The sequence below is a fragment of the Bradyrhizobium sp. USDA 4472 genome, assembly GCF_054058595.1.
In genome coordinates this window covers 207,469-224,142 of sequence record NZ_JBSSAM010000001.1, presented here as the reverse complement: position 1 = coordinate 224,142, position 16,674 = coordinate 207,469, and the positions used below count along the sequence as shown (strand labels likewise).

Sequence of the window (16,674 nt, the reverse complement as noted above, 5' to 3'; positions counted from 1 at the left end):
TTGCGGTGTTCCGACGCAAGCAGCCTCACGAGAAATCCTGCGTCAGGGTGGAGGCGAACCGCTCCAGGGCCCAGTCGACCTGGTCGCTGGTGATCACCAGCGGCGGCGCGATGCGGATCGTATGCTCATGGGTATCCTTGGCGAGGATGCCCTTGGCCTGGAGCGCCTCGCAGTAGCGCCGTGCGCGCCCGGCCTCGGGATGCAGCTCGACCGCCAGCATCAAGCCGCGCCCGCGGACCTCGCGAATCGTGTTGGCGCGGATGTCTTTCAGGCCTTCCAGAAAGCGTGCGCCCTGCGTCGCCGCGTTCTCGATCATACCTTCCTCGACCAGCACGCGCATGGCGGCGCGCGCCACCGCGCAGGCAAGTGGGTTGCCGCCGAAGGTTGAGCCGTGCTGCCCGGGCCTCAGCGTGCCGAGCACTTCGTTGTTCGAGAGCACGGCCGAGACGGGATAGAAGCCGCCGGACAGCGCCTTGCCGAGCAGCGTTACGTCCGCCTCGATTCCCTCGTGCTGCTCGGCCAGCAGCTTGCCGGTACGGCCAAGCCCGGTCTGGATCTCGTCGAGCACAAGCATCACGTTGTTGGTGCTGCAGAGCTGGCGCACATTCGCAAAGTAGCCGGCCGGGGGAATGATGACACCCGCCTCGCCCTGGATCGGCTCGACCAGAAAGGCGACGGTGTTGGGCGTGATCGCCGCCGCGAGGGCAGCGGCGTCGCCGAACGGGATGATCTTGAAGCCCGGCGCGAACGGCCCGAAGTGCTTGCGGGTCTCAGGGTCGGTCGAAAAGCCGACGATGCCCAGCGTACGTCCGTGGAAGTTGTCGGCACAGACGATGATCTCGGCCTGGCCGTCCGGCACGCCCTTCACCTCATAGCCCCATTTGCGGACCGACTTGATCGCGCTTTCGACCGCCTCGGCGCCGCTGTTCATCGGCAGCACCTTGTGGGAGCCGGTGAGCGCCGCGATCTCTTCGTAGAAGGGGGCGAGCTGGTCGTTGTGGAACGCGCGCGAGGTGAGCGTCAGCCGCTGTGCCTGCTCCACCATCGCCGCCAAGATCCTGGGGTGGCAGTGGCCCTGGCTGACTGCGGAATAGGCGGAGAGGCAATCGAGATAACGGTTGCCTTCGCTGTCCCAGACCCAGACACCTTCGCCACGCGAGAGGACGACCCCGATCGGTTCGTAATTGTGGGTGCCGAGGCGCCGTTCCGTTGCGAGAACATCAATGACCGACGCGCTCATCTTCGTCACTCCATTGCTGGGCGCCGGCGTTGACCGACTGCGCCGGCCGCACTCAATCGATGTGGGTATCGGACTGCCCGCCCGGAAGTCTTCGGACCGGCGATATTCGTCGACCTTGGATCTGATCCGCAGGATCGCCGTCAGCGCAATTGATCGATGCTCATGACGCCTCAGCCGATCGAGCAGGGGACGCTCAGGAAGCCGCGAAACCGCACCCGGCCGCCGCGCACCGGCTGCCCGCTCACGGCGTAGTCGGGGAAGCGCGCCAGGAAACGCGAGATCGCGATCGCGCCTTCGAGCCGCGCCAACGCCATGCCGGCGCATTGATGCGCGCCGGTGGCGAAGGCAAGATGCCGGTTCGGCGTGCGCGCGACGTCAAAGCGTTCAGGGTCGGGAAATTGCGCCGGGTCGCGGTTGGCAGCTCCAATGCACAGTGTCACCGACGTGCCCGCTTCGAGCATGACGCCGCCGAGCTCGACAGGTTCGGTCGTCATGCGGTTGCCGAGCTGGTTCGAGCTTTCGTAGCGCAGGATCTCCTCGACAGCAGTTTTGATCAGATCCGGATTGTCGATCAAACGTTCCCTCTGGTCAGGATTCCGATGTAGCGCGACGAGGCCGTTGCCGATCAGATTGGTCGTGGTCTCGTGGCCGGCATTGAGCAGGAAGATGCAATTGTGGAGCAGCTCCTTCTCGGTCAGCCGCTCGCCGTTCTCCTCGCCCTGGATCAGGCGGGTCAGCACGTCGCGATCAGGGTTGCCCGGCTTCTGCCGTCGGCGCGCGACCAGCGTTTCGAGATAAGCCAGGAAATCCGTCACAGCCCTGTTGCCGCGCGTGGCGGCCTCGATCGATACGACAGGCTCGAGTGCGCCAAGGATCGCCAGCGACCAATCGCGCAGCGGCGCACGCTCGTCGTGGGGAACGTCGAGCAAATTGCCGATGACCTCGATCGGAATCGAGGCGGCAAAATCCTCGATCAGCTCGCAAGCCCCCTTGGCGGCGATGGCGTCGAGCAGGCCGTCGACCAGCTTGACGATATCGCCCTCCATCCCTGCGATCGCGCGCGGCGACAGCGCGCCCATGATCAGGCGCCGCACGCGGGTGTGCGCCGGCGGGTCGTTGAAAACGAGGCTCGTAGTGTGGTGCTCGTACAGCGGGGTGTCGCCATATTTCGGCGCGAACTCGCGCTTCTTGTCCGAGCTGAACGACTTTGTGTTCTTGTAGGTGGTGACGAGGTCGTCGTAGCGCGTCAGGAATACGGTGCCGCTCGCGAGCCGCTTGACCGGCTCGTTCTCCCGCAGTGCACGATAGGTCGGATAGGGATCGTCGTAGAATTCGCTCGTCAGCTTCGCCAGATCGAAATTGGCCGCCAATTCGTTCGCATCTGCGTTCATGCGCCATACTCACCTGATGACAGCGATATGCTGTTTTCGCTTTTTCGAGCTCTGCTGACCACCGTCTACGGTCATGTGGTGATTAGCAAGTCGACCGGCGGCGGCAATCGCATGGCACTCTGTCGCTGATTCCCATCCTGCGGTTGTGGCGACCTCGGCTCCCAGCCAATCCGAGGCCGACCGTCGATTTGGCTCTCTGGGGGCGCCCCGCCGCGGTAACCTGTGACCGATTTCCGATGGATTCTCACGCACTTAGGTTGCGACGCAGCAATTTGCTTGACTTTGGCGTGGGTGAGTGATTACTCACTAGCATGAGCTCATTGCGTATGACGAGCGACCTGAGGCGTCAATTGATCCTCGGAGCCGCGAAACGCTGCTTTGCACGACACGGCTATAACGGCACCACGACGAAGAGCGTGGCGGCCGCTGCTGCCATTTCCGAGGCGTTGCTGTTCAAGCATTTTCCGTCCAAGGCGGCGCTCTATGCCGAAATCCTCAGCGACGAGTGCGAGGCGGACCCGGCGTTGACCGAACTGCTCGAGCGCGAGCCGTCGACGGCCACCTTGGTCGAGCTGATCCGCGGCATGGTCGAGCACTTCGTGCAGATCGCCGACGGTCCCGACCAGGAAGAGGCCCAGCGCCTGCGACTGATGGCCACTAGTCATCTGGATGATGGCGAATTCGCGCGTTTGCTATATGCCAAGATCGAGACGCTGATCGGAGCGGTCTTCGTCGCCTCGCTCGAACGCGCGGTCGAGGCCGGCGATGCGCGGGCTTGTGGCAGCAAGCCGCTCAACCTGTTCTGGTTTGCGCATCATACGGTGATGACCGCTGCGCTAACCAGGCTGCCCTCCGTGCCCTGCCTCGCTTATGGCCGGGCGAACGATCTGGAGCGGCAGCTTTGTGAGTTTCTCTTGAGGGGTATCGGAATTAACGACGCCGCAATTGCTTTGCATCTCGGCCACGATCAGGCCGCGGATGCCGGCAAGAGGGCGATTGCAGAAAGCGCATGACAATGAACATCGTGGCCGAACACAAGATTTCGGGCGAACCGATCGACAGCAAGGCTCCCAAGCGTCCGGTCCGGCCGGTGCTCTGGTTCATCATCGTCGGCACGCTCCTCGGCGCGCTGGTCGGCGGTCTCGTCTGGTTCAACTATTTCCGGGGCCAGATGATCAAGCAGTTCTTCGCCAACAACAAGCCGCCCCCGACCTTGGTTAGCGCGGCCGACGCGAAGTCCGAAGTGGTACCGAACCTGCTCACCGCAGTCGGCAGCCTCGTTGCCGTGCACCAGGTCGACGTCAGCGCCGACGTCAACGGACGTGTCACCGAGATCAAGTTCGAGCCGGGCACCCATGTCGAGGCCGGGACGCCGCTGGTTCAACTGTTCGATGGACCGGACCAGGGCGACCTCGCCAACTACAAGGCGCAGGCAACGGTCGCGCAGCTTTCGCTCGATCGCGCCAAGCAGCTGGCATCGCGCCAGTTCGGTCCGCAGGCGACCGTCGACTCCGCGCAAGCCGCCTATGACCAGGCGCTGGCCGGCATCGCCAAGACCGAAGCGCTGATCTCGCAGAAGCTGGTGCGCGCGCCGTTCTCCGGCGATCTCGGCGTCCGCAAGGTCGAGGTTGGACAATATCTCACAGCCGGCACCGCGATCGTCTCGCTGACCGATCTCTCGGAGCTGTGGGCGAATTTCACCGTGACGGAAAAGGACTCGGCCAATTTGAAGGTCGGACAAGTGGTCCGGCTGAAGGTGGACGCCTATCCGGGCCGCACCTTCGACGGCAAGATCACCACGATCGAGCCGCAGATCGCGACCGACACCCGCAATATCCGTGTGCAGGCGACCATCGCCAACCCGGAGAAGATCCTGAAGCCGGGCATGTTCGTGAGCACCACGGTGGTAATGCCGGACAAGCCGGCCGTAACCACCGTGCCGGAGACGGCGGTCGACTACACGCTGTACGGCGACTCGGTGTTCGTAATCGCCGAGAAGAAGGGTGACGATGGCAAAACCAGCCTGAGCGCGGTGCGAACTTTCGTGCAGACCGGCAACCGGGTCGACGGCCGCGTCGAGATCATCAAGGGCCTGAAGCCGGGCGACAAGGTCGTCGCCGTCGGTCAGCTCAAGCTGCAGTCGGGCGCCGCTGTTGCGATTTCGACCGACCCGGCTCCTCCGATCCCCGCGCAGCCGCCGCGTTACTGACAAGACACGCACGTGATCGGGCCTGGCCGGATCACGTCTCTTGAGACATAGAAATCGAGATCGCCGCGATGGCCTTTACTGATATTTTCATCAAGCGCCCGGTTCTGTCGGTCGTTGTCAGCCTGCTGATCCTGCTGATCGGCCTGCGCGCGGCGATGGTGCTGCCGATCCGGCAATATCCGAAGCTGTCGAACACGGTCATCAACATCACGACCGTTTATCCCGGCGCGTCCGCGGACCTGATCCAGGGCTTCATCACGACACCGATCGAGCAGGCGGTCGCCTCGGCCGAAGGCGTGGACTACATCACCTCGTCCTCGGTGCTCGGCACCTCGACGATCCAGGTCTACATCAAGCTGAACTTCGATCCGAACCAGGCGCTCACCGAGGTGCTGGCGAAGACGAACTCGGTCAAATACCTGATCCCGAAGGAATCCAACGACCCGATCGTCACCAAGACGACGGGGCAGACCACGGCCGTGATGTATCTGGGCTTCTCGTCCGACGAGTTGTCGGGCTCGGCAATCTCCGACTATCTGACGCGCGTGGTGCAGCCCGTGTTGTCCACCGTCGACGGTGTTGCGTCGGCCGACATCCTGGGCGGCCAGACCTTTGCGATGCGGCTTTGGCTTGATCCGGTGAAGATGGCCGGCCGCAACGTGTCGCCGGCGGACGTTGCTTCCGCGATCACCGCCAACAACTTCCAGTCCGCCGCGGGGCAGACCAAGGGCTATCTCATCGTCTCGAATGTCTCGACGAACACGGGCCTGACCGACGTCAACCAGTTCAAGAAGATGATCGTCAAAGCCAAGGACGGCGGGTTCGTGCGGATGGAGGACATCGCCACCGTCGAGCTTGCGGCTCAGAGCACGGACGCGAGCGTCGCCTTCAACGGCGAGCACGCGATCTTCATCGGCGTGCAGGCAACGCCGCAGGGTAACCCGCTGACGCTGGTCAAGGGCGTCCGGGCGCTGTTCCCGGAACTCGAGCGCAATCTGCCCCCGTCGATGAAGATGAAGGTCGCCTACGACTCGACCAAGTTCATCCAATCCTCGATCGACGAGGTGGAGAAGACGCTGGGCGAAGCCGTCATCATCGTGATCGTGGTGATCTTCCTGTTCCTGGCCTCGCTGCGATCGGTCATTATCCCTGTCGTCACCATCCCGCTGTCGATGATCGGCGTCTGTACCCTGATGCTGGCGTTGGGCTTCAGCTTCAACCTGCTGACCTTGCTGGCGATGGTGCTCGCGATCGGTCTCGTGGTCGACGATGCCATCGTGGTGGTGGAGAACATCCACCGCCATCTGGAGGAGGGGAAGACACCGGTTCAGGCTTCGCTGCAAGGCGCACGCGAGATCGTCGGCCCCGTCATCTCGATGACCATCACGCTCGCGGCGGTGTATGCCCCGATCGGCTTCCTCGGCGGCCTCACCGGTTCGCTGTTCCGCGAATTCGCCTTCACGCTCGCGGGCTCGGTGATCGTGTCGGGCGTGATCGCGCTGACGCTGTCCCCGATGATGTGCTCGGTGCTGCTGAAGAACACGGAAGAAGGCCGGTTCGCCAAACTGGTGAACAGGGTATTTGGCGCCGTGACGCGATGGTACGGGCGGAGGCTCGACCGCTCGCTCGACTACAAGGCCATCACCGGCCTGTTCGCGATCACGATCCTCGGGCTCGTCGGCTTCCTCTATATGCACACCTCGAAAGAGCTTGCGCCGGAGGAAGACCAGGGCATCGTGTTCGCGGTGACCAAGGCGCCGAAATACGCCAACATCGACTATGTCGATTTCTACGGCGACAAGCTCGACAAGGAGTTCCAGAAATTCCCCGAAACCGACCTGCGCTTCGTGCTGAACGGCATCAACGGTCCGCAGGGCGGCATCGCGGGCATGCTGCTCAAGCCGTGGGACGAGCGCAAGCGCTCGTCGATCGCGCTGAAGCCGCTGGTCCAGGCCGAACTTTCCAAGATTGAAGGCGTGCAGGCGTTCGCATTCAACCTGCCGCCGCTGCCGGGCGGACCGGGCGGTCTGCCGGTACAGATGGTCATCAGCTCGACCGCGGGCTTCCAGACAGTCTACGAGCAGATGGAGAAGCTGAAGGACGCCGCGCGCAAGAGCGGCATGTTCATCGTCTCCGACAGTGACCTTGCCTACAACCAGCCGAACGTCGACGTCACGATCGACCGCACCAAGGCGCAGGACCTCGGCATCAACATGCAGAATCTCGGCTCCACGCTCGCGGTTCTGCTCGGCGGCAACTACATCAACCGATTCAATCTCCAGGGCCGTTCGTACCAGGTGATTCCGCAGGTGCCGCGCAGCGAGCGCCTGTCGCCTGAATCGCTCGGCGACTACTATGTGACGACCAACACCGGGCAGCAGCTCCCGCTGTCGACCGTGGTTTCGATCAAGACCAAGACCGACCCGAACTCGCTGACGCACTACAATCAGCTCAATTCGGCGACCTTCTCGGCCGTGCCGATGCCCGGCGTGACGGTTGGTGCTGCGGTGGATTTCCTCGAAGGTGAGGCCAAGAAGCTGCCGCAGGGATTCAGCCACGACTATCTCGCGGATTCCAGGCAGTATGTGCAGGAAGGCAACCAGCTCGCGATCACGTTCGGTTTCGCGCTGATCATCATCTTCCTGGTGCTGGCGGCGCAATTCGAGAGCCTGCGTGACCCGTTCGTGATCATGATCTCGGTGCCGATGGCGATTGTCGGCGCGCTGATCCCGCTGTTCTTCGGCGTGGCCACCATGAACATCTACACCCAGGTCGGTCTGCTCACGCTGGTCGGCCTGATCACCAAGCACGGCATTCTGATGGTGGAGTTCGCCAACGAGCTCCAGGTCAACGAACGGCTCGACCGCCGCTCGGCCATCGAGATGTCGGCCCGCATCCGTCTGCGGCCGATCCTGATGACGACGGCGGCGATGGTCACCGGCCTGATCCCGCTGCTGACCGCATCGGGCGCAGGAGCGGCCAGCCGCTTCTCGATCGGCCTCGTGGTCGTGGCCGGCATGTCGATCGGCACGCTGTTCACCCTGTTCGTGCTGCCCGCCGTTTATGTCGTGCTGGCGACCGACCATCGTGCGGCGGCAGATTCCGAGCGCAACAAACAGGTCAACGAGCTCGACCTCGACGCCAAGGCGCTGCGCCCGACCTGACCCAAGGCTTTGAGCGAAGCTGCCGGCGATCGATGAATTCGACGAGTTCGCCCGCGGCGGCGGGCTCATCTCGTTTGGCGCCGACTTCTCGGAATCCTTCGAGCGGACCGGCGCGCTGGCGGGCCGCATATTCAATGGGGCAGACCCCAGGATGTGCCGTTCGAGCTGCCGACCCGCTATGCCCTGGCGATCGATCTCAAGACGGCGAAGGCGACCGGCTTGAAATTCCGCCCACCTTGCTGGCAATTGCCGACTGGGTCATTGAATAGCCTTGTGCGCTGCACCGAGAGACAAGCTCCGGCCTTCTTGCTAGGCTTGGGGGAATGAGCATTTCCGTCCATCCCGATACCCCGCAAACCAGGACCTTGCCGAGTGCGGCCGAGGGCGGCGTCGCGTCCGGCGAGGCGGGGCCTGGGATCAAGACCCGGCTGTTCACCAAATATGTCGCGCTGTTCGTGGCCGTGGTCGCCATTGCCCTGCTGGCGAACGGGCTGTTCGAGGTCTTGTTCTACTACCGGGAGCACAAGGCCGCGCTGATCCGGGTCCAGCACGAGCAGGCCGAGGCGGCCGCCGCGAAGATCAGCCAGTTCGTCAAAGAGATCGAGAGCCAGCTGGGCTGGACCACGCAACTGCCGTGGTCGGTGAGCCACCAGCCGGACAAAAGCGACCAAGCCTCGATCGAGCCGCGCCGGTTCGACGCGCTGCGGTTGCTGCGTCAGGTGCCTGCGATCACCGAACTCGCCCAGGTCGACTCGACCGGCCGAGAGCGCCTTCGTGTCTCGCGGCTGGCGATGGATGCGATCGACAGCGGCATCGACCTGTCGGACGATCCTAAATTTACGCAGGCGATTGCGCACAAGGTCTATTACGGGCCGGTGTATTTCCGCCGCGAGTCGGAACCTTACATGACACTGGCGCTGGCCGGCGCGAGAAAGGACGCCGGCGTCAGTATCGCGGAGGTCAACCTGAAGCTCATCTGGGATGTCGTCTCCCAGATCAAGGTCGGCCAGCACGGGCACGCCTATGTGGTCGGCCCAGAGGGCCGCCTGATCGCGCATCCCGATATCAGCCTGGTCTTGCGCAATACCGACCTGTCAGGCCTGGCGCAGGTGCGTGCGGCGCTCGCCGGCGGCGGTGCCATGCCGGACTCCTTGCAGGAAGCGACCAACATCCAGGGACAGAAGGTTCTGACGGCGTCCGCGCCGATTGCCCCGCTCGGCTGGACCATGTTCGTCGAGCTGCCGGTCGAGGAAGCCTACGCGACCCTCTATGCCTCGCTGGAACGGCTTGCGATCGTGCTGCTCGCAGCTTCGATCTTCGCGGTGCTCGCCGGAGTATTCCTCGCGCGCCGCATGGTCGGTCCGATCCAGGCACTGCGCAGCGGCGCGGTGCGCATCGGCAGCGGCGATTTCGCCCAACGCATCGCGATCAAGACCGGCGACGAGCTGGAGGAGCTCGCGGACCAGTTCAACCACATGGGCGAGCGCCTGCAGGAATCCTACGCCGGCCTCGAAAGCAAGGTCGAGCAGCGGACTGCCGAATTGCGGGAAGCACTACAGCAGCAAACCGCCACCGCCGATGTGCTGAAGGTAATCAGCCGCTCGACGTTCGATCTGCAGACCGTGCTCGACACCCTGGTTGGGTCGGCGGCCCGCCTGTGCGACGCGGACGAAGGTACGATCTTTCGGCCCCGCGATGGCGTCTTTTATCTGGCAGCAAGCTGCGGCCTTGATGCCGAGCAGGAGACCAAGCTTCGGACATTTGCTTCGGTACCGGAGCGCGGAAGTGTCGTCGGACGCACCTTGCTCGAGTGCAAGACGGTTCATGTTCCGGATGTGCAGGCCGATCCGGAATATGCACCTTCGTCTGCACGAAGACGCTCCAATGTGCGTACGATGCTAGGTGTTCCTCTGCTTCGAGAGGGGACGCCCATCGGGGTGTTCGTCTTGACTCGGCATGTCGTGCATCCCTTCAGCGAGAAACAGATCGAGCTTGCGACAACCTTTGCGGATCAGGCCCTGATCGCGATCGAGAACGTGCGGTTGTTCGACGAAGTTCAGGAACGCACGAGAGAACTGTCGCAGTCGCTCGACGATCTGCGCGCGGCTCAGGGCCGCCTGATCCAGACCGAGAAACTGGCATCGCTCGGCCAGCTCACGGCAGGCATCGCCCACGAGATCAAGAACCCGCTCAACTTCGTCAACAATTTCTCCTCGGTCTCGACCGAGCTGATCGACGAGCTCAACGAGGTCCTGCAAACAGCTTCGCTCGACGACAAGACGAAGGAAGAGGTCGACGAGCTCACCGGCATGCTCAAGGGCAATCTCGACAAGGTGGTGCAGCATGGCAAGCGTGCCGATTCGATCGTCAGGAACATGCTGCTGCATTCGCGCGAAGGCTCCGGCGAGCATCGCCCCACCGACATCAACGCGATCGTGGAGGAGAGCCTCAATCTGGCCTATCATGGCGCGCGCGCGGAAAGGCCGTCGTTCAACGTGACGCTCGCGCGCGACTTCGATCCGGCCGCCGGTATGGCCGATGTCTATCCACAGGAAATCACCCGCGTCTTCCTCAATCTGATTTCGAACGGCTTCTATGCGGCGGCCAAGCACAAGGAGAGCGCTGCTGCCGACTTCGAGCCGACCCTGAGCGCATCGACGAAGAATATCGGCGCCAGCGTCGAGATCCGGATCCGGGACAACGGCACGGGCATTCCGCAGGAGGTGAAGGAGAAGATGTTCAACCCCTTCTTCACCACCAAGCCGGCGGGCGAGGGGACCGGGCTTGGTTTGTCCATGAGCCATGACATCGTCGTGAAGCAGCACGGCGGCACGATCGACGTGAATACCACGCCCGGTGCATTCACCGAATTCATCATCACGCTGCCGCGCACGATGGCGGCTGGCGGCACATCCGGAGGCAGGACTTGAACGTTTACATCCTGGTCGTCGATGACGAGCCCGACGTCGAGGCGCTGTTCCGGCAGCAGTTCCGGCGCGACTTGCGCGCCGGCCGATTCCAGATGGAGTTCGCGCCGTCGGCGCCCGATGCGATCAGGCGCGCGGCCGAAGTTCGCGACCCTTCCTTGATCCTGATCCTGTCCGACATCAACATGCCCGGCATGAGCGGGCTCGACATGCTCCCCAAGGTACGCGCCGATCATCCCCATGTTCCGGTCATCATGATCACGGCCTATGGCGATGCCGAGACGCGCAGGACCGCGATCGAGCGCGGCGCCGCGAAGCTTCTCACCAAGCCGATCGACTTTGCGCAATTGCGCCAGGAGATCGATACCAGGCTCGAGCAGGCGGCATGACCCCGACCATCCTCTTCGTCGATGACGAGCCCGACCTCGAGGCGCTGATCCTGCAAAAATTCCGCAGGCAGATACGCGACGGGGTCGTCGCCATCATGTTCGCGCGGGACGGCCTGGAGGCGCTGGAGTCGCTCGAGCAGAATCCGCAGGTGGACATGGTGGTCTCCGACATCAACATGCCGCGGATGGACGGATTGTCGCTGCTGCAGAAGCTGCAGGAAGCCGAGGACAAGAAGTCGACCATTATCGTCTCGGCCTATGGCGACATGAGCAATATCCGCACCGCCATGAACCGCGGCGCGTTCGATTTTCTGACCAAGCCGATCGATTTCGCCGATCTCGAAGCTACGATCGAGAAGACCCTTCGCCACATCGAGATGCTGCGCGAGGTGCGGCGCCGCCAGGCAGAGGCCGAGCGGGCCCACGCCGCGTTGTCGCGCCACTTCTCGCCGGAGCTTGCCAAACGCCTGGCGGCAAGCAGGGAGGGTGAGGGTATCGAGGTCCAGTGGCGCGATGTCGCGGCCATCTTCACCGACATCACCAGCTTCACTTCGCTGGTCGAAAGCGCGCCGCCCGAGACGCTGGGGGCGCTCCTCAACGAATATGTTGGCGGCATGACGGAGGTCGTCTTCGCGCATGAGGGGACGGTCGCGAAGATCATCGGCGATGCGCTCCATGTGCTGTTCAATGCGCCCGGCGATCAGCCTGATTATGCGACACGTGCGGTGGCGTGCGCCCATGACCTCGATCGCTGGGCGCAGGATTTTTGCGTGCGTCAGAAGGCCAGGGGCGTGAATTTCGGTGCCACCCGCATCGGTATTCACGCAGGCTCCGCGCTGGTCGGGAATTTTGGCGGCAACCGCTTCTTCGACTACACCGCGTATGGGGATACGATCAACATCGCGGCGCGGCTGGAGGCTGCCAACAAGCAGCTGGGGACCCGCATCTGCGTCAGCTCCAGTGTCGCCGAGGCCGCCGAGAATTTTCAGGGACGTCCGGTGGGTGAGCTGATGCTGCGCGGGCGCAGCGAGCCGCTCCGCGCATTCGAGCCGCTGCCGCAGGAAAAATTCGAGGCGCCCGCGACAGCGCAATATTCCGAGGCCTTTGCCAGGATGGAAGCGGGCGATGCCGCCGCCATGCCGGCCTTTGCTGCGTTGGTCGGTATGCACGCCGACGATCCTCTCGCCGGCTTTCACCTGAAGCGCCTGCTCAACGGCGGCAAGGGCGCCCGCATTCAACTGGATTAGAGGCCACATGACGCGCGAATTCTCGACCGGCAACTACCGGTTCATTCCCTCCGTCTTCCAGTATTCCGCTGGCGCTGCCGCCGATGACGGCTACGAGATCGAGCGCGTCCGGTTCGATCGTCTGGTGCCGCTGGCCGAAGGGTTTGCGCTGGCTGCAAAGTACATCCAGGGCGTCGGACGTCCGCTGACCGCCTTCTGTGCCTGCGAGTTGCGCTCGCCGGCGGCGTTCAGCGAAGAGGGCTTTCGCGCCTTCAATCTGCACTACGTCAAGACGCTGTCGGAATGGGGCATCTTCGACGGCTCGACCAATCCGGTGGCGCGCAGCAACGTCTGTCCCGAGGTCGATCCGCCCCCCGAGCCGTCATTCTACGCGTTCTCCTTCACGCGGCCGACGAGCTCCAGCGCGCCGTCCTTTGTCATTGCGGGCGGTGCAGAGGCGCGCGAGGGCGGCGGCACCTACGTCGAGCGCACGGTACGGTACCGCGATCTCAGCCCCGAGGGTTTGCGCGAGAAAGTGCGGTTCACCACCACGTCGCAGATGGAGAGCCGGATGACGGCTTTTGGCTTCGGTTGGAAGGACACGACCGGCGTGCAGGCCTATTCCGTGCACGATTTTCATCACGCGCTGGTCGACGAGCTGGTCAGGCGCGGCGCATTGCGCTCGGGGCTCACCTGGCACTTTGCACGACCGCCGGTGGTCGATCTCGAATACGAAATGGATTGCCGCCGCGTCTTGCGCGAGACCGTCATCTAGCGCTGGCGCGGGTCGAGCGCATCGCGCAGGCCATCGCCAAGCAAGTTCAGCGACAGCACGACGAGGAAGATCGCAAGCCCCGGCCAGATCGCCATCCAGGGCGCCTGGGTCAGGAAGCGTTGCGCCGCATTGAGCATGCTGCCCCAGGACGGTGCCGGCGGTTGCTGGCCGAGCCCCAGGAACGATAGGGCGGCCTCCGCAATGATGGCAGCTGCGATCGACAGCGTGGCCTGCACCAGCAATGCAGGCAGGATGTTCGGCAGAATGTGCGAGACCGCAATCCGCCAGGGCGGATTGCCGAGGGCGCGGGCGGCCTCGACATAGTCCTCCGCCTTGACGCTCAGCACCTGTCCGCGCGTGAGACGGATGAAGACGGGGGTGGCCGAGATACCGATCGCAATCATGGCATTGCCGAGACTGGGGCCGAGGAACGCCGCCAGTGCAATCGCCAGGATCAGGAACGGACAGGCCAGCATCGCATCGGTGATCCGGCTGATCAGCGCATCGACAAATCCGCCGCGATAGCCGGCGACGAGGCCAAGCGGCACGCCGATCCCGAGGGCGATCGCAACCGAGATCAGACCGGCCAGCAACGAGGCGCGCGCCCCGTAGATGACGCGGCTCAGGATATCGCGGCCGAGCTCGTCGGTGCCGAACCAGTGCGCTGCGGTAGGGGGCTTGCGCACCAGGCCCCAGCTCGTCGCGATGGGATCGTACGGCACGAGAAGCGGCGCGGACAGCGCGAGCAGGATGAAGATGGCCAGGACCACGAGGCCCCCAACCGCCGCCTTGCGCTTGAACAGGCGGCGCCGCGCCCGGCGCGCCGGGCTGTCCAGTTCGCCTGGATCCGTGACTGGATCGGCCGTGAGCACGGCGTCGGTCATGGCCTAGCCCCTCAGCCGCGGGTTGACGAGGATATAGGCGACGTCGGCAACCAGGTTCAGGGCGATGTAGATGGTGGCGGTCACCAGCACGACACCCTGCACGACGGCGTAGTCGCGGTTGAACACAGCGTCCACGATCAGCTTGCCGAAACCTGGAATGGAGAAGATCTGCTCCGTCAGCACCGCCCCGGACAACAGCGTGCCGAGTTCGAGCGCGCCGAGCGTGATGACCGGCGTCAGCGCGTTGCGCATGGCGTGCTTGAGGATGACCGAGCGCTCGGAGAGTCCCTTGGCGCGCGCGGTGCGAACATAATCGCTCTCCAGCACCTGCAGCATGGCGCTGCGGGTATGCCGCATCAGGACCGCGGCAATGGCATTGCCGAGCACGAAGGCGGGCATGATGGTGGCAGCCAGGCTCGCGCGCCAGTTCTCGGTGAGCGGCACGTAGCCCGAGGCCGGCAACCAACCGAGCTCAATCGAAAACACGAAGATCAGCATGATGCCGAGCCAGAAGTTTGGCGTCGAGATGCCCCATAGCGCGAAGAAATTGGCGCCGTAGTCCCAGGCCGTTCCTCTCTTCACCGCCGCGACGATCCCGGCAGGAATGCCGATCAGGAAGGCAATGATGATGGCCATCGAGCCGAGCTGCAGCGTCACCGGCAGCTTTTGTGCGATCAGCTCGCGCACCGGCATCTTGTTGCGCAAGGACTCGCCGAAGTCGCCGACAAGGACGCCCTTGATCCAGTAGGCGTATTGCACGGGAACGGGCTGGTCGAGCCGGTATTGGTGCCGGATCTGCTCGATCACATCGGGATCGCGCTCTTCGCCCGCCATCACCAGTGCCGGATCGCCCGGCAGCAATTGCTGCAGCGAGAAGATCAGCACCGAGACGAAGAACAAGGTCGGTACGATCTGCGCAAGTCGCCGGGTGAGAAAGTTCAGCATTCCCGCCGTGTCACTTCAGCTTGAGGCCGACGACGCGCACGAGGCCGTCAGGCATCTGCTTGTAGCCTTCGAGCTTGGTGGTATGCGCGATGATGATGCGGCGATGGTAGAGGTAGAGGATCGGCTCCTCGTCCTGGACCAGCTTTGCAAGGGTTTCGTAGGTGGCTTTGCGCTTGGCGGGGTCGGTGACGAGACGCGCGTCTTCCAGTGCCTTGTCGGCCTGTTGATTATTCCAGTCGCTGTAGTTCTGTGGTGCGCCGCTATGCAGGAAGACGAAGGTGTTGCCGTCGGGATCGATACGGCCGCTCCAGGCAAGCCAGAAGGCCTGATAATCGCCGGCTTCGGCCTGCTTGAGCCCGGTCGCAAACTCGGTGACACGGATCTTCATGTCGAACCCGGCTTCTGCGGCCATTGACTGGATCACCTGCGCGGGTGTCTCGTTTTCCGCGCCCTTCGGCACCAGGAAATCGATGCTGACCGGCAGAGTCACGCCGGCCTCCTTCAGCAGCGCCTTGGCCTTCTCCACGTTCCGGGCGCGGACCGGAAAGGCCTTTTGATAGTAGGGATGATCGGGATTGACCCATTGATTGCCGACCTGGAACTCGCCGTTGAACACGACCTGGTCGATTGCTTCACGGTCGATGGCAAGGTCGAGCGCCTGCCGAACCTTTGCGGACTGGCTGAGCGGTCCCTTGGCTTTGTCCTTGCCGATATTGAGCGTGACGCCCTGATAGCCGAGTTCGATCGCGGTCGCGACCTTCAGACGAGAGTCTGCGCGGACCTCCTTGAGGTCGGTGGCGAGCACGCGCTCGATCAGATCGAGGCCGCCGGATTTCAGGTTCGCCAGCCGCACGGTGGCATCGACGATGGGCTGGAACACGACCTTGTCGATGAAGACGTTGTCCTTGTTCCAGTAGTCGGCGAACTTTTCGAATACGATGCGGTCCTGCTGCACGCGTTCGACGAATTTGTAGGGGCCGGCGCAGACAGGGTGCAGGCCGAACTTATCACCGGCTGCCTTCGCCGCCTTCGGCGAGACCATCATGCCGGCGCGGTCGGTAAGCTGGGCGAGCAGCGGCGAGAATGGCGACTTCAACACCAGCTTGATGGTGAGGGGATCGACGACGTCGATGTGGTCGACCGAGGCAAGCTCCGGCTTGCGGAACGAGCCGGGGAAGGTCAGGTGGCGTTCCAGCGAGAACTTGGCCGCTTCCGCGTCGAACGGCTCCCCGTCGTGGAATTTCACGCCGGGCCGAAGCTTGATGACGAGGCCCTTGCCGTGGTCGACCGTTTCGCTGGACAGCGCGAGTTGCGGCACGATGTTGAGCTTCTCGTCGATGTCGAACAGCTTGTCGCAAAAGGCGGCGAACACGATGCGGCCGACATAGGTGCGCGCCATGGATGGGTCGAGGATATCAGGGTCCTCAGCAAGGCCGATGCGCAGCGTGGTCTGGGCCTGGACGGCACCAAGCGACAGGAGGAACGCGGCCACCGCTGCGGCCAGGCGAAACTTCTTCATCAGAC

The 16,674-nt window shown here is 63.5% G+C and carries 13 protein-coding genes; 8 read left to right on the top strand and 5 right to left on the bottom strand.

From position 1 onward, the window contains the following. Window positions 1-25: 25 nt before the first annotated feature. Window positions 26-1,240 (bottom strand): ornithine--oxo-acid transaminase, encoded by a 1,215-nt coding sequence (rocD, locus tag ACVWZ4_RS01020; protein WP_456739667.1) that lies wholly within the window; start codon window positions 1,238-1,240, stop codon window positions 26-28. On the opposite strand from rocD, the gene ACVWZ4_RS01015 reads away from it, so the two are divergent. Continuing rightward, entirely contained in the window at window positions 1,224-1,406 is a 183-nt protein-coding gene (locus ACVWZ4_RS01015) for a hypothetical protein (RefSeq protein ID WP_456739666.1), read from the top strand. The genes rocD and ACVWZ4_RS01015 overlap by 17 nt on opposite strands. Before the next feature lie 4 nt (window positions 1,407-1,410). Here ACVWZ4_RS01015 and ACVWZ4_RS01010 read toward each other — a convergent pair whose 3' ends face one another. Next, window positions 1,411-2,631, bottom strand: coding sequence for a cytochrome P450 (locus tag ACVWZ4_RS01010; protein ID WP_456739665.1), 1,221 nt, complete (start codon window positions 2,629-2,631; stop codon window positions 1,411-1,413). Window positions 2,632-2,957: 326 nt separating this feature from the next. On the opposite strand from ACVWZ4_RS01010, the gene ACVWZ4_RS01005 reads away from it, so the two are divergent. The 7 genes from ACVWZ4_RS01005 to cnbZ all read left to right on the top strand — a co-directional run bounded on the left by ACVWZ4_RS01005 (window position 2,958) and on the right by cnbZ (window position 13,321). Further along, window positions 2,958-3,644, top strand: coding sequence for a TetR/AcrR family transcriptional regulator (locus ACVWZ4_RS01005; RefSeq protein WP_456702431.1), 687 nt, complete (start codon window positions 2,958-2,960; stop codon window positions 3,642-3,644). Between the two features lie 2 nt (window positions 3,645-3,646). Continuing rightward, window positions 3,647-4,840, top strand: a complete 1,194-nt coding sequence (locus ACVWZ4_RS01000) for an efflux RND transporter periplasmic adaptor subunit (RefSeq protein WP_456705215.1) — start codon at window positions 3,647-3,649, stop codon at window positions 4,838-4,840. Window positions 4,841-4,908: 68 nt separating this feature from the next. Continuing rightward, window positions 4,909-8,004, top strand: coding sequence for a MexW/MexI family multidrug efflux RND transporter permease subunit (locus ACVWZ4_RS00995; RefSeq protein ID WP_456738059.1), 3,096 nt, complete (start codon window positions 4,909-4,911; stop codon window positions 8,002-8,004). A gap of 323 nt (window positions 8,005-8,327) precedes the next feature. Continuing rightward, entirely contained in the window at window positions 8,328-10,934 is a 2,607-nt protein-coding gene (locus ACVWZ4_RS00990; RefSeq protein ID WP_456702432.1) for an ATP-binding protein, read from the top strand. Then, complete coding sequence (locus ACVWZ4_RS00985) at window positions 10,931-11,320, top strand: response regulator (RefSeq protein ID WP_092227706.1); 390 nt, start codon at window positions 10,931-10,933, stop codon at window positions 11,318-11,320. The genes ACVWZ4_RS00990 and ACVWZ4_RS00985 overlap by 4 nt, the downstream gene beginning before the upstream one ends. Further along, a complete protein-coding gene (locus ACVWZ4_RS00980) occupies window positions 11,317-12,567 on the top strand; it encodes an adenylate/guanylate cyclase domain-containing protein (RefSeq protein ID WP_456702433.1) in 1,251 nt (416 codons plus the stop codon). Before ACVWZ4_RS00985 ends, ACVWZ4_RS00980 begins: the two co-directional genes overlap by 4 nt. Window positions 12,568-12,574: 7 nt before the next feature. Beyond that, the gene (gene cnbZ / locus ACVWZ4_RS00975; RefSeq protein ID WP_456738061.1) at window positions 12,575-13,321 is read left to right on the top strand and encodes a 2-amino-5-chloromuconate deaminase CnbZ; all 747 of its coding nucleotides are present in this window, start codon (window positions 12,575-12,577) and stop codon (window positions 13,319-13,321) included. Here the strand turns inward: cnbZ and ACVWZ4_RS00970 are convergent. Genes ACVWZ4_RS00970 through ACVWZ4_RS00960 form a run of 3 tightly spaced genes read right to left on the bottom strand, consistent with a single transcriptional unit; the run spans window position 13,318 to window position 16,669 of the window. After that, a complete protein-coding gene (locus ACVWZ4_RS00970) occupies window positions 13,318-14,205 on the bottom strand; it encodes an ABC transporter permease (RefSeq protein ID WP_456702435.1) in 888 nt (295 codons plus the stop codon). The genes cnbZ and ACVWZ4_RS00970 overlap by 4 nt on opposite strands. A gap of 3 nt (window positions 14,206-14,208) precedes the next feature. Next, a complete protein-coding gene (locus tag ACVWZ4_RS00965) occupies window positions 14,209-15,150 on the bottom strand; it encodes an ABC transporter permease (protein ID WP_456739664.1) in 942 nt (313 codons plus the stop codon). Window positions 15,151-15,160: 10 nt separating this feature from the next. Beyond that, window positions 15,161-16,669: an ABC transporter substrate-binding protein gene (locus tag ACVWZ4_RS00960; protein ID WP_456739663.1), complete on the bottom strand. Its 1,509-nt coding sequence runs from the start codon at window positions 16,667-16,669 to the stop codon at window positions 15,161-15,163. Window positions 16,670-16,674 lie beyond the last annotated feature (5 nt).